We start from the raw sequence: 13,789 nt of genomic DNA on the forward strand, positions 1-13,789 counted from the left end.
GCGGCATCTTGAGGGGCTGTTGGGCGGCATCGGGTAGCGGGCGCCCGGGCGTAGCACCTGGGGAAGCGGTACCAGGGAGCGTCTGCCGGCGGTGGGCGCCACGGGGGGCACTGGGCGCAACGGCGAGCGGTACCGGGGGTGCGGTTGGGCGGCGGGCGCCCCGGGGCGGTACCGGGACGCGGTACCGGGGGGAGCGGCTGCCGGGCGGCGGGGTTGCCGGGTGTTGCCATGGGCTGGCGGGGGCCACAGTCTTCCGCGAGACATCGGAGAGGAAGCGCCATGGCCAAGGACGACACCGCGCCGGCGAACGGCTTGCGCGCGCTGATACAGGCCTGCCGGGTGGAGAAGGGCGGCAAGTTCCGCCTGAAGGACCGGGCGACCAAGGTGGATGTGGCCGGGCTGGAGAAGCCGGAAGGCGAGGCGCTGCTGGCGGCGGCGGGCGAGCGGCTGGATGATTTGCAGCAGCGGCTATACGCCGAGGACCGGCAGGCGGTGCTGGTGCTGTTCCAGGCGATGGATGGCGGCGGCAAGGACAGCACGATCCGCGCCGTGTTCTCCGGCGTCAATCCGCAGGGTTGCCAGGTGATGGCGTTCAAGGCGCCGGGGCCGAACGAGCTGGAGCACGACTTCCTGTGGCGGCACATGGCGCATCTGCCGCGGCGCGGGCACATCGCGGTGCATAACCGCTCCTGGTACGAGGAAGTGCTGGTGGTTCGGGTGCACCCGGACATCCTGAAGGCGCGCAAGCTGCCCGAGGCGAGCGTGACGCCGGATATCTGGGAGGAGCGGCTGGAGGATATCGCTGCCTTCGAGCGCTACATGGCGCGGCAGGGGGTGAAGGTGCTGAAGTTCTTCCTGCACCTGGGGTGGGAGGAGCAGCGGCAGCGGTTCCTCGACCGGATCGACACGCCGGACAAGAACTGGAAGTTCGATGCGGCGGACGTGAAGGAGCGCCAGTACTGGGACGAGTACCAGGCGGCGTACGAGGCGGCGATCATCGGCACGGCGGCGCCGCATGCGCCGTGGATCGTGGTGCCCGCCGACCGGAAGTGGCTGGCGCGGCTGATCGTGGCGGAGACGCTGGTGCAGGCGTTGGAGGAGGCCGACCCGCAATACCCGGCGGCGGACGACGCCACGCTGGCGAGCCTGGCCGAGCGGCGCGCGACGCTGGAGGCGGAGGCCGCCAAGGGGGCCGGCAAGAAGGGCAAGGATTCGAATTGAGGTGACGCGGCGGGTGGTTGTCATCACCGGGGCGTCGCGCGGGTTGGGCGCGGCGCTGGCGCGGCGGCTGGCGACGCCGGGTGTCTCGCTCGGGCTGATCGGGCGCGATGGGGTGGCGCTGGAGGGCGTGGCGGAGGCGTGCCGGGCGGCGGGGGCGGCGGTGCGGTGTGCGCTGGTGGATGTGCGCGATGCGGAGGCGATGCGCGCGGTGTTGTTGGGCTGGGATGCGGATGAGCCGGTGGATCTGGCGATTGCCAATGCGGGGATTGCGGCCGGGACGCGGCCGGATGGATCACCCGAGGGGTTGGAGGCGTTCCGCGCGCAGATCGACGTGAACCTGATGGGGGCGGTGCATCTGGTGGAGGCGCTGTTGCCGGGGATGCGGGGGCGGAGGCGGGGGCGTTTTGTGCTGGTGAGCTCGGTGGCGGCGTTCCGGGGGTTGCCGGACAGCCCGGGCTATTGCGCGAGCAAGGCGGCGCTGTGGGGGTATGGCGAGGCGGTGCGCGCCGGGCTGGCGGGGAGCGGCGTGGGAATGACGCTGGTGGCGCCTGGGTTCTTCGATAGCGCGATGGGGGAACGGTGGGTGGGGGCGCGGCCGTTCTCGGTCAGTGCGGATGTGGCGGCGGGGAAGGTGCTGCGCGGGGCGGAGCGCGGAGCGGCAGTGGTGGCGTTTCCGTGGGTGCTGGCGTGGGCGTTGCGGTTGGCGGTTCTGGTGCCGGCGAAGTGGGTGGATGCGGCGGTGCGGCGGGTGGTGTTTCGGATCAGGGGGTGAGGGGGGGGGTTGCGCCTAGCATCTCTGGCCAGGCGTGCAGCTGACTCGTATCTAAATCGGTTGCAGTCACCCCATCTACAAAATCAAAACGCACGCTTGCACCTCGGCTGGGTTGCATAGTGGATAGTGGTCGCGCACGTTGCGGTGGGCCATCGAACTATTGATCGAGGAGAGCGACGTGCAGATTGTTAGCAGTCAGTCGGAATGCAACGCTGCCTTTCGGCATTGGGCTAACACTCTAATAGAGAATACCAAGCTTACCGAATATGGCTGGATAATCGAGGGAAAGGGGGTGCTTTTCACCAACTACGGACATGGTAGTCCCGGAGAGATTACGAGAGAAGTGATGCTCGGATTCGATCCGGATACCGGATCCTCCACTGTGAAAATCGTTCAGCCTAACGCAGCAAAGCGCGACAAGGGACCGGTAACGGTTCTTGCGACCGACGACACTGGTAACAAATATTTGCTCCGCGAAGGTCGTCTAGTCGCAAACAAAGTTTCAACCTTTATCAAGGATAAGTTCGCCGATCTTAGTGGGCTGACTGAGGTGCCGTTGATGGTCGATGGGCGGCGATCAACGCGACATTGGTACATCGTCGCGAATCTCAACGCAGGTGCTAGTGAGATCGTGGCGCAGGCTGCTGATTTCTCTAACGCTTGCGCGCAGGCAAGAGCCCTTGCCAGTGGTGGAAAGTCCGTAAGCGACGCGGAGAACGAAGACAATAAAAGATTAACCTACGGCATGGATGAAAAGGGACGGATTACAACCCGGGTTAGGCCGGGCGGTTCGCTTGAGATTACAGAGCTTCAGGGTTACGTCTACCAAGAACTTAAGAAGATAGTTGGGAAAGATCTCAAAAAGCCGAAGAGAAACGGCTACTGTGTCGATGGTATGATTGAGCCGGCTAACCTACTTATCGAAATTAAAACAGGCACAGCAGCACACTGCATCTACGAGGCGGTCGGACAACTGCAGCTCTATCCTAGCCTTGTTGGAATTCACGGCAAGCCAGAGCCTGCCCTTCTCATTCCTGACAAGTTGCCGCTAAAGCCGGCGATGGTTGCTGCGCTGGCTAACGCCAAGATCTCCGTGTTTACCTATGGTATCGGGGATAGCGGTAAGGAGCCGTCCATCACGTTTCCTGCCGCGTTAATCGAGCGTTGTCGGCGCAGCACTTAAAAGAGAGTGCCGATACCGCGCCCTACCTCTTATTGTTATCATAAATATCACATTTTATCGCACACCCCAGCCAGCCAGCCAGCCAGCCAGCCAGCCAGCCAAGCCTTGGCATAATTCTTCAGAAAGACAGTGGTCAGCGAACGCTATTTTACTTCTTTAAGACTGAATGACGGTTCAGATACTGCGACCGGCGTCCAAAATTATCGGGGATCTGCCGATCGGGCAGTGCCCTTTTGGTAATTGAAAATATAAGGGTTGAAACATGCGGCGGGGTCTGGGGTAGCACTGCTACCCCAGCGGGGGTGCAGGGGGCGGCGCCCCCTGCGGCGTGACGGGAACGGCAGCAGCAGAAGACGCAAAAGAGCCTTTCGGGCGGGGTGGCCAGAAGCCGGCGGTGGCGCCTTCGGTTTCGGGGTCGAGCGCCTCGGGGACGGGGCGGTTGAGGATTTCTTCGTGCAGGCGTTGCACCATGCCGTGCATGGCGACCGCGCGGCCCTCCTTGGCGTGGTAGACGCCGCGGATGTGGAGGGAGTGGGCGACGCTGCGGAGGAAGCCTTCGCGCAGGGCTTCGTCCGGCGGGGCGCCCTGGGTCCAGAATTCGTCCAGCGTGCCGCTGAAGACCAGGCCGGGGAGGCGGTAGAGGGCCTCGCCCAGGCAGAAGGTGGGGGTCTGGCCCATGATGGCGCGCAGGCCGACGGTGCTGTTGACGGTGACGACGCCTTGCACCTGTTCGACGATCTGGCCGAGGTTGCCGCCGCCGAGGTAGTGCAGGCGGTCTTCGAGGCCGAATTCCTTCGCCAGTTTCTTGACGCGGCGGCCCCAGTTCTTGAGGCCGGGGTCCAGCGGATGGGCCTTGATGAGCAGGTGGGTGCCGGCAGGGGCATGGCGGGCGAAGCTCTGCGTGATCTCGCGCAGGGGGGTGTCCATGTCCGTGTAGCGGGAATAGGCGCGGATGGAGAAGTCGTTCTCCATCTGCATGGCCATCAGGAAGAGCGGGCCGGTGCCGGCGACGCGTTGGAGGACGGCGTCGGCGCGCAGGTTCTCGGACGAGCGGCGGATGAGGCGCCAGACCATGCCGGCGTAGAACGGCAGCGGGTGGTAGATCTGGTGGTGGCGGTAGTGGCGGAAGCGCGGCCAGCGGGCGAGGGCGGCGATGTTGTAGGCGACGTCCCATGCCGCCATCAGCGGGAAGCTGTCGCGGTAGCGGACGACGAGGTCCGGCGGCGGCAGGGCGGCGCCGATGCGGATGATGGTTTCCGGGTCCCGGACAAACTGGCTGGCGGCGTTCAGGCCGTCGCGTTCCAGCACGATCCAGTCGGGGCGGATGTAGCCCATGTCGGTGGCGACGACTTCGATCTGGCGTTCGGCGGCGGCGGCGATGGCGATCTTGTGATAGGCGCGTTGCTCGCCCAGCAGGACGATGTGGGTGATGCGGTGGCGGTCCAGGAAGCTGGCGATGAAGGCGGGCCAGGCTTCGAGGGTGCCGCGGTAGTCGGTGGCGCCGGGGCCACGCCAGAACAGGCGGTCCCCCCAATGCAGGTTGATGCGGTGCGCCTTGTGCCCCAGGGCCCGCAGCGCCGCGCCGACTTCCTGGAACAGCGGGCTGACGGGCCCCTGCAGGAAGAGGAAGCGCTTCGGCGCCGGGGTGGGAATCATGGACATTCAGTCAGATGGGAAACCCTCTTCGGGCGCTGCTGTCAATCGGGCAGGGGGCGGGGGCGTGCCGGTCCTGATGGACACCGTGGGCGGGAATGGTGGCGATTTTGCGCCGGGCCGGGGCGATGGAGGCGTTTCGCTGCGGGTGAGGGCGGGTGGCGTGACGGATGCTTCGTGGGCGGGGCGTGGGGTGTTCGTCTGCGGGTGCTGTGGCGTGGGGCGGGTCTGTTTCAGCCGGTGTGGGGGCGCGGCTTTAGGGCCGGGTCGATGCTCTCCCCTGCAGTGAAGGGGGGGAGGGAAGGTCAGGGGAGGGAATTCCCCTGGGACCCCATCTTTTTTCTGCGGTTTGGTGCCGGGCCTTGGGGGTAGGCGGGCGGAGCTATGTGCCAGGCGTGCGGTGCCCGGACTGAGTGGTCTGTCGCCTGGGTGCGGATCTCTGGCGAGGTTTCAACGGGATTTGGAAAGCCTCTGGCTCTCGGGCACGACCGGAAGGCGGACGCGGATTTGTGCTGGGCCTCTGCGGCTTTGGCTTCAGTCCTTTTGCCCCGGTTCCAAGATCATCAACGAGCGCGCGCTATCCGTCCGAAGCGTCACGCCAAACTCGCAGGAAAAAGATGGGGCCCGGGGAATTCCTTCCCCGGCCTTCCTGCCACGTGCCGGATTGCGGCTAGCCGGTGGGGGCGTAGAGGGCGGCGGCGGCGTCGGGCCAGGTGATGAGGCGGTGGCCCTGGCGGGCGGCGTGGCGGAGCTGTGGGGCGGTGGGAAAGGGGCAGTAGGGCAGCAGGAGTGGGAGGGTCTCGGGCGGTGGGGTGCCTTGGGCGAGCTGGGCGATGACGGTGGCGGCGAGGGTGGCGCCGGCGGCGTGCAGGTGGCGGGCGGCGGCGCTGGCGCTGGTGCCGGGGGGCAGGGCGAGCGGCTGCTGGGCGAGGATGGCGCCGGCATCGATGCGGGGGGCCAGGCGGTGCAGGGTGACGCCGAAGGCCGGCGGGGTGTCCTGCTGGGCCCAGAAGGTGGGCAGGGGGCCACGATGGCGGGGCAGCAGCGAGGGGTGGACGTTGAGGCCGCCGAGGGGGGCGAGGGCCAGGGTCTCGGCGGTGAAGATCTGGTCGAAATGGAAGGAGAGGATGAGGTCCGGCCGGGCGGCGCGGAGGGCGGCAGTGGTGGCGGGGCCGTTGAGGTCCGTGACGCTGTGCTGCGGGATGCCGTGCTGGCGGGCCAGGTTGGTGAGCGGGGCGCGGCCGAGGGCGCGGCGGAGGCTGCCGAGGCTTTGCGGCAGGCCGTAATTGGCCAGCAGGAAGGGCAGGATGCGCGGGCCGGAGCGGCGCCAGTGGGCGCGGAGTTGGCCGACTGTGCCGCCGGCGCTGGGGCGGTAGGGGTCGGAGCGGGCTATCAGGACGATCTTCTCCCGGTGCAGGCGGCAGAAATCGAGGACCGCCTGGGCGCTGAGGGCGCTGTCCAGGGTGAAGAGGGCGATGCGCATGGGGAAGGTGTAGCGCGGTTTGGGGATGGGGCGGAGGGATGCGGAGCGGTTCGGCGGCGTGAGGCGGAAGCGAATTGACGGGCCGGGAAATTGGTCCTACCAGATTGGTGGGACCAATTTTGGCGGCAGGTGCTGGGTGTGAAGAGCGTTCCGAAGCCTGAGATCGTGCCGGCGGGGGAGGGAGAGTCCTCCGCGCTGATCAAGCAATTGATGGGGTATGTGGCGGAGCGGCGACTGCGGGCGGGGGACCGGCTGCCTTCCGAGCGCGACCTGGCGGAGCAATTCGGGGTCGGCCGGAACGCGATCCGCGAGGCGGTGACGTCGTTGCAGACGTTGCGGCTGGTGGAGCGGCGGCCGAATTCCGGGCTGTACCTGCTGGCGGAGCAGGAGCATGGCAGCCTGGACGCCATCCTGCTGCATTCCGACCTTGGCATTCCGATGAACGAGGAGGAGGTCGGCGAGGTCGTCGAGCTGCGGCGGATGCTGGAGATGCAGGCGGTGACGCTGGCCTGCGAGCGGCACCGGCCCGAGCATGTGGCGCGGCTGGACGCGGCGCTGCGGCTGGGGGCGGAGGCGCTGGCCACCGGGCGCAATTTCGCGGCGGCGGACGAGGCGTTTCACCTCTCGGTCGTGGATGCGGCGGGGAACCGGCTGTTCCGGCGGCTGGTCAATTCCTTCTACCTGTTCACGCGGAAAAGGCGTGTGCATTACTTCGAGAATGGGGAACGGGCGCCGCTTTCGCACGCCCAGCACATGGCGTTGCGCGATGCGATCGTCGCGCGGGACGTGGCGCGGGCGACCGCGGTGATGGGCGGGCATTTGCAGGCGCTGGGCAGTTACTGGCTGACCCTGATCGGGCGCCCGCAGAAGGACATGGAGCCATGAGGATCACCCGGGTGGATGCCCGCTGGTGCCATGTGCCGATTCCCGTGGAGCGGCAGCACAAGAGCGATTTCGGCGTGGCGAGCAGCTTCGATTCCGTGATCGTCCGCATCGACACCGATGCCGGCATCACCGGCTGGGGCGAGGCGAAGGCGGGGGTGGGGAGCAGCGCGGCCTGTGGCGGGCTGGCGGCGATCATCAACCAGGATTTCGCGCCGCTGCTGGTGGGGGAGGACCCGCGGGATATCTCCCGCCTGTGGGACACGCTCTACAGCTTGCAGCGGCAGGGTCATGCGGTGGCGCGCGGGCATGGGTTTCCGCAACTCAGCCGGCGGGGGCTGTCGGTTTCCGCGATCGCCGGCATCGATATCGCGCTGTGGGATATCCTGGGCAAGGCGCTGGGGGCGCCGGTGTGGCAGTTGCTGGGCGGCAGGCGGATGGAGGCCATGCCGGCCTATGCCTCCGGCGGCTGGGCGGACGTGCATGGCATCGGGGCGCAGCTGCAGGGGTATTGCGGCCAGGGCGGCTTCCGCGCGGTGAAGATGCGCGTGGGGGTGATGGACGGGTCGCCGGCGATGTCCGCCGCGCGGGTGCGGGCGGCGCGGGCGGCGCTGGGGCCGGAGATCCGGCTGATGGCGGATGCGCATGGCACCTGGACGGTGTCCGAGGCCAAGGCTTTCTGCCGGATGGTCGAGGACCTCGACCTGTTCTGGCTGGAGGAGCCGGTCTCGGCCGACGACAAGCACGGGCTGGCGGAGGTGCGGCGTAGTTCGGCCGTGCCGATCAGCACGGGGGAGAGCGAATCCACCCGGCATGATTTCCGCGACATCGTAGAGCTGCGCGGGGCGGATATCCTGCAGCCGGACCTGGCGATCGCCGGCGGGATCACGGAGGGGGTGCGGATCGCGGCGCTGGCCTCCGCCTTCAACCTGCGGCTGGCGCCGCATCTGTGGTCCGGCGCGCCGGCCTTCGCGGCGGGGCTGCATCTGGCGGCCAGCCAGAGCGCCGGGTTCATCCTGGAATACTCGCTGGGCCACAACCCGATGCTGCACGAGCTGATCGAGGAAGCCTTCCCGGTGGAGAATGGCGCGGTGCGGATACCCGACCGGCCGGGGCTGGGCATCACCGTGCGCGAGGACTTCCTGGAGCGGTACGCGCGCCGGATGTAGCCGACAGACACGAATGAGCCGCGACCAAGAAGCGCGGCCTTTGGGAGAGAAACAGGATGACCACTCGTCGTAGTTTGCTGCTGGCCACGGGCGCCTGCCTGGCGGCGCCGGCCGTCGCGCGCGCGGATGCCGTCTCGGCCTACCCGGACCGGCCGGTGAAGATCATCGTGCCGGCGCCGCCGGGCGGGCAGTCCGACATCACCATGCGGCTGGTGGCGGAGGGGATGCGGGAGAGCTTCACGCAGCCCTTCGTCATCGAGAACCGGGGCGGGGCGAGTGGCGCCATCGGCATGGATTATGCCGGCAAGCAGCCGGCGGATGGCTATACGCTGCTGGTCGCGGTGGCGGGCGGGCTGGTGGTGAACCCGCTCTTCGACAACCGGGTGCCGTTCGGGCCGATGGATTTCGCCCCGGTCAGCCAGTTCGGCCTTTCCACCAACTGCCTGTTCGTGCGCGCCGGCCTGCCGGTGACGAATCTGCAGGAGCTGGTGCGCTACGCGAAGGAGCGGCCGGGGGAGCTGACCTATGCCTCGATCGGCAACGGGACGATTTCCCATATCTATACGGAGCTCTTCGCGAACACGGCGGGCATCAAGCTGCTGCATGTGCCGTTCCGCGGCGGCTCGGCCGCCGTGCAGGAGGTGATCGCCGGGCGGGTGGACCTGATGATCATCGACTTCACCACCGGGGACCAGCCGATGCGGGAGGGGCTGCTGCGCGGGCTGGCGGTGACGGGGACGCGGCGGTGGCCGTTCTCGCCCGAGATCCCGACCTTCCAGGAGCAGCAGGTGCCGTTGACGCTGATCGGGTGGAACGGCCTGTTCGCGCCGAAGGGGACGCCACGGCCGATCCTGCAGCGGCTCTCCGACGCCGCGAACACGGTGGTGCGGGACCCGGCCAATCTGGACCGCTTCCTGAAGATCGGGCTGATCCCGAGCGGCACTACGCCGGAGGCGTTCGAGGCGGTCATCCGCGCCGATACCGAGCAGTGGCGTGAGGCGGTGGCGATGTCCGGCGCCAAGCCCGAGTAGAGCGTGGCCGCCGGAAGGCATGAAGCACGCGACCGGGCCTGGACCGTACTCCGCGATCGGATCACGCTCCGGCCCAATGACGACGACGCCGCGCCCTGGTGCGCGTGCCTGCAAGCAAGAGGAACGCCAAGATGAGACGCAACAAGCTGCGCGAGCTGCTCAATGCCGGCCGGCCGACGCTGGGGACGCACCTGCTCTCCACCTGGCCGACGCTGGTGGAGCTGGTGGGGGCGGCGGGAGGGTTCGACTATGTCGAGTTCACCGCCGAGTACGCGCCCTTCGACCTGCACGACCTGGACAATCTGGGGCGGGCGCTGGAGCTGAAGGACCTGACCGGCATGATCAAGGTGGAGCAGACGCAGTGGACGCACCAGGCCATGCGCGCCATCGGCTCCGGCTTCCAGTCCGTGCTGTTCGCCGATGTGCGGACCGAGGAGGATGCGCGCGCCTGCGTTGCCGCCGTGCGGGCGGAGACGCCGGGCTCGGGCGGGCGGATGGGCGTGGGGATGCGGCGCGACGTGGGGATGGTGCTGGAAGTCGGCCGGCCCGCCTATGTCGAGGCGCTGGACCAGGTGGTGATCGCGCTGATGGTGGAGAAGGCGGAGTGCGTGGAGGACCTGGACCGCATCCTCTCCGTGCCCGGGATCGACATGGTGCAGTTCGGGGCGGCCGACTACTCGATGAGCATCGGCATGGCCGGGCAGTTCACGCATCCCGAGGTGAAGAAGGCGGAGCAGCGGACGATCGAACTGGCGCTGAGCAAGGGACTGCACCCGCGCATCGAGCTGCATGATCTGGAGCGGGCGCCGGAATACATGGAAATGGGCGTCAAGCACTTCTGCATCGGGTGGGACGTGCGCATCCTGTACAACTGGCTGGCGACGCATGGCCGGGACATGCGGGCCCTGCTGGGCGAGGACGCGCCGCCGGCGCCGAAGCCGGTGACGACGGGGAGCGTGTATTAGGGCGCGACCGTCGCCGGAGCTGGAACGCTTGGCCAGAGAGTGGGCTGGCGTTGTTGGGTGCGGCGGATCGTTTCAGGGGAGAAAGGTTGGGGGAAGGAATTCCCCCAAGCCCCCATCTTCTTTTTGTCAGTTTGAGGCTGGGGCTTTGCGGAAGGTGGCACCCGGCATAGGTGTGCTGGAGGTCTGGGGCCACCGGTGACTGACGGTTCCGTTCAAGTGGCTTTATAAATATTTGGCTTCGCCAGGGTTCTGCCTGCGGCCTCAAAGCCCGGATCTTAACGCGCGAAAATAAAAGAAGGGGTCCGGGGAATTCCTTCCCCGGCCTTCTCCCTTCGCCGTGTGTCAGCCGAAGCCCGGCAGGGATTCCACTGCGCCGAGATTGGCGGAGGCGTCAGCCAGCATGTCGGCCGCGTGCAGCAAGTCGGCTTCCGTGTGGTCGGAGGAGACGAAGAAGCGCAGGCGGGCGGATTGCTCGGGCACGGCCGGGAACAGGACGGTCTGTAGGGCGACGCCGCGATCCAGCATGGCGTTGGCCAGCCGCGCGGTGCGGATGGAGGAGCCGATGATGACGGGGACAATGGCGGCGCCGATGCTGCCGCCGGTATCGAAGCCGCGTTCGCGCAGCAGGGCGACCAGGCGGCGGCCGTTGGCTTGCAGTTGCGTCACGCGCCCGGGCTCCGCCTGCATGATGCGGAGGGAGGCGAGGGCGGAGGCGGCGAGCGGGGGCGCGAGGCCGACGGAGTAGACGCTGCCGGGGGCGGTGTGGCGCAGCCAGTCGATCACGTCGCGCCGCGCGGCGATGTAGCCGCCGCAGGCGGAGAGGGTTTTCGAGAGCGTGCCCATCCAGAGGTCGACGCCCGAGGGGTCGACGTTCTGGGCTTCGGCGACGCCTTTGCCGGTGGCGCCGAGGACACCGACGCCGTGGGCTTCGTCCACCATCAGCCAGGCATCGTGGCGGCGGGCGATCTCGATGGCGCGGGCGAGGTCGGGCGCGTCGCCATCCATCGAGTAGTGGCCTTCGAGGAGGAGCAGGGCACGCTGGGCGCCGCGGCGGGCGGCGGCGAGTTCCTTCTCGGCCGCGCGCATGTCGTTATGCGCGAAGGGGACGCGGCGGGCGCCGGAGAGGCGGATGCCTTCGGTGCAGGAATTGTGGATGGCGGCGTCGTGCACCACCACGTCCCGCGGGCCCATCAGGTGGCCGATGGTGGTGACATTGGTGGCGTGGCCGGAGACGAAGGTGAGCGCGGCCTCGGCGCCGTGCAGGGCGGCGAGCTCGGCTTCCAGTTCCAGGTGCAGGTCGCGCTCACCCGCCGTGATGCGGGCGCCGGAGACGCTGACGCCGTAGCGGTCGATGGCGGCCTTGGCGGCGGCCTGGACGCGCGGGTCGCCGTTCAGGCCCAGGTAGTTGTAGCTGGCGAAGTTCACCACGTCCCGGTTGCCGATGAGGCTGTGGGCGCCGGCCAGGCCGTCATGCTGCTGGAAGAGCGGGCTGCGCATTTCGAGCGAGGCGAGGGCGGTCTTGAGCAGGCCGTAGTCCCGCATGCCGGGCAGGGTGGAGAAGTCGCGCGCCGAGCCGGCATCGGGGCGGGGGGCGGCTTCATCCGATGTGCGGCGCTTGGAGAGGCGGGCCAGCAGGGCGAGGCGGGCAGTGGTGGAGAGGCCGCCACTCATTCAGTGGGTATCCTTGGTGACGTCGGGGGTTGCGTCCGGCGTGAGGGCGCCGCGGCTGGGCTCGAACTGTTCGACGAGGTCGGCCACCGCGTCCTCGGCCTGGCCGCCGGCGGCGAGGCCGTCGGCGAGGCGGCGGGCGAGGACGTCCACCGTCAGGTCCTCGGTGACGGAGGCGAGGGGGACGGACATGCCGAGGCGCTGTTCCAGCGCGCCGCGCAGTTCCAGCCCGCCCAGGCTGTCCAGCCCCATGCCGGCCACGGGGGCGTCGGTGGGGATGGCGTCCGGCGGCAGGCGGAGGATGCGGGCCGCTTCCTCCCGCACCACCTGGCGCAGCAGGGCGCGGGCTTCTTCCGGCGAGAGGGCCAGGAGTTCGGCGCGCAGGTCGCTGGTGCCGGCGGTGGCTTCGCGCTGGCCGCGCACGATGTCGAACAGTGGCTCTTCCAGGATCGGCAGGGCCATGCCGGCCTGGCGCCAGCCGATGCGGGCGAGGGAGAGCACGGGGGCGCCGGTGGCCAGCAGGGCTGGCAGGGCGGAGAGCGACTCGGCCGCCGTCATCGACTCGACGCCGAGGCGGCGGGCCAGGGTCTCGGCGGTGTTGGCGTGGGCGGCGAGGATGCCGGCATCGGCGATGGGGCCCCAGCCGACGGCGAGGGCGGGCAGGCCTTCGCGCTGGCGGCGGCGGGCCAGGGCTTCCAGCGCCGCGTTGGCGGCGACGTAGTTGGCCTGGCCCGGATTGCCCATGGCGGTGGTGGCGGAGGAGAACAGCAGAAAGAGCTGGATGGGGTCCCGCCGCGTCAGCCGGTCCAGGTTCAGGGCGGCGTCCAGCTTGGGGGCGAGGACGCGGGCGAAGCGCTGTTGCGTCATGGAGGCGGCGGCGCCGTCGTCGAACACGGCCGCGGCGTGGACGATGCCGACGAGCTTCGGGCCCTCGGCGCGGATCTCGGCCAGGGCGGCCTTCAGGGCCTTGGGGTCGGCGGCATCGGCGGCATGCACGGTGGCGGCGGCGCCGAGGGCGGCGAGCGCGCGCACGGCGGCTTCCGCCCCCGGCGTGGTGCCGCCGCGGCGGGAGAGCAGGGCCAGCCGGGTGGCGCCGCGCGCGGCCAGCCATTTGGCGCATTCGAAGCCGAAGCCCTGGGTGCCGCCGACGACGAGGATGATGCCTTCCGGCGGGGCCCAGCCGGCGGGGCCGGGGACGGACGGCGCGGCCTCGGCCGTCGCGGCGAGGGACTCGGTGGCTGCCGGGGGCACGGGCGGGGGCAGCAGGACCAGCTTGCCGATCTGGCCGCTGGCCTGAAGGGTGCGGAAGGCGGCTTCGGCTTCCGCCGGGCTGCGGACGGCGTGGGGCAGCGGGTGCAGGGCGCCCGATTGCATGCGCTGCGCGATCTGTTCCAGCAGCGTCTTGGCGAGATCCGGGCGGGACCTGGGCAGCTGGTCCACATCCACGCCGAAATAGGTGAGGTTGCGGCGCCAGGGGCGCAGGCCGACGCGGGTATTCTCGAAGAAGTCGCGCTTGCCGAGTTCGACGAAGCGGCCGAAGGGCTTGGTCAGTTCCAGGCTGCGTTCCATGGCGTCGCCGGCCAGGGAGTTGAGGACCACATCGACGCCTTCGGGCCAGACGGCGCGGAGCTGGTCGGCGAAGCCGGGGTCGCGGCTATCCAGCACCAGCTCGGCGCCGGCGGCGCGCAGGAAGGCGCGCTTGGCCGGGCTGCCGGCGGTGGCGGCGATGCGGGCGCCGGCGGCGCGGGCCACCTGCAGCGCG

Annotated in this window: 11 protein-coding genes; 7 read left to right on the forward strand and 4 right to left on the reverse strand. The window is 68.9% G+C overall.

Features of this window, described 5'->3' with window-relative positions; translation table 11 throughout:
• The first annotated feature begins 279 nt into the window (after positions 1 to 279).
• From IBL26_RS23390 to IBL26_RS23400, 3 genes are all read left to right on the forward strand, one after another.
• The gene (locus tag IBL26_RS23390) at positions 280 to 1,221 is read left to right on the forward strand and encodes a PPK2 family polyphosphate kinase (protein ID WP_187786926.1); all 942 of its coding nucleotides are present in this window, start codon (positions 280 to 282) and stop codon (positions 1,219 to 1,221) included.
• 1 nt (position 1,222) lies between these two features.
• Positions 1,223 to 1,993, forward strand: a complete 771-nt coding sequence (locus tag IBL26_RS23395; RefSeq protein ID WP_187786927.1) for an SDR family NAD(P)-dependent oxidoreductase — start codon at positions 1,223 to 1,225, stop codon at positions 1,991 to 1,993.
• Between the two features lie 178 nt (positions 1,994 to 2,171).
• Entirely contained in the window at positions 2,172 to 3,176 is a 1,005-nt protein-coding gene (locus IBL26_RS23400; RefSeq protein WP_187786928.1) for a hypothetical protein, read from the forward strand.
• A gap of 288 nt (positions 3,177 to 3,464) precedes the next feature.
• On the opposite strand, the gene IBL26_RS23405 is transcribed toward IBL26_RS23400, so the two are convergent.
• Together IBL26_RS23405 and IBL26_RS23410 are read right to left on the reverse strand one after the other, a co-directional pair.
• Positions 3,465 to 4,838, reverse strand: coding sequence for a capsule biosynthesis protein (locus IBL26_RS23405; protein WP_187786929.1), 1,374 nt, complete (start codon positions 4,836 to 4,838; stop codon positions 3,465 to 3,467).
• A 661-nt stretch (positions 4,839 to 5,499) separates the two neighbouring features.
• Entirely contained in the window at positions 5,500 to 6,312 is an 813-nt protein-coding gene (locus IBL26_RS23410) for a formyltransferase family protein (RefSeq protein WP_187786930.1), read from the reverse strand.
• A gap of 138 nt (positions 6,313 to 6,450) precedes the next feature.
• Between IBL26_RS23410 and IBL26_RS23415 the strand changes: the two genes are divergently transcribed.
• The 4 genes from IBL26_RS23415 (at position 6,451) to IBL26_RS23430 (ending at position 10,359) form a co-directional block, all read left to right on the forward strand.
• A complete protein-coding gene (locus IBL26_RS23415) occupies positions 6,451 to 7,197 on the forward strand; it encodes a FadR/GntR family transcriptional regulator (RefSeq protein WP_187786931.1) in 747 nt (248 codons plus the stop codon).
• A complete protein-coding gene (locus tag IBL26_RS23420) occupies positions 7,194 to 8,363 on the forward strand; it encodes a mandelate racemase/muconate lactonizing enzyme family protein (protein WP_187786932.1) in 1,170 nt (389 codons plus the stop codon). Before IBL26_RS23415 ends, IBL26_RS23420 begins: the two co-directional genes overlap by 4 nt.
• Before the next feature lie 56 nt (positions 8,364 to 8,419).
• Positions 8,420 to 9,394 (forward strand): Bug family tripartite tricarboxylate transporter substrate binding protein, encoded by a 975-nt coding sequence (locus tag IBL26_RS23425; RefSeq protein WP_187786933.1) that lies wholly within the window; start codon positions 8,420 to 8,422, stop codon positions 9,392 to 9,394.
• 131 nt (positions 9,395 to 9,525) lie between these two features.
• Positions 9,526 to 10,359 carry an HpcH/HpaI aldolase family protein gene (locus IBL26_RS23430; RefSeq protein WP_187786934.1) on the forward strand — a complete coding sequence of 278 codons (834 nt, stop codon included), beginning with the start codon at positions 9,526 to 9,528 and terminating at the stop codon, positions 10,357 to 10,359.
• Between the two features lie 342 nt (positions 10,360 to 10,701).
• Here the strand turns inward: IBL26_RS23430 and IBL26_RS23435 are convergent, their stop codons facing one another.
• Together IBL26_RS23435 and IBL26_RS23440 are read right to left on the reverse strand one after the other, a co-directional pair.
• Entirely contained in the window at positions 10,702 to 12,030 is a 1,329-nt protein-coding gene (locus tag IBL26_RS23435) for an aminotransferase class I/II-fold pyridoxal phosphate-dependent enzyme (RefSeq protein WP_187786935.1), read from the reverse strand.
• A partial coding sequence (locus IBL26_RS23440; protein ID WP_187786936.1) for an SDR family NAD(P)-dependent oxidoreductase occupies positions 12,031 to 13,789 on the reverse strand: 1,759 nt, incomplete at its 5' end. It lies immediately after the preceding gene.

Source organism: Teichococcus aerophilus (assembly GCF_014490485.1).
GTDB lineage: Bacteria > Pseudomonadota > Alphaproteobacteria > Acetobacterales > Acetobacteraceae > Pseudoroseomonas > Pseudoroseomonas aerophila.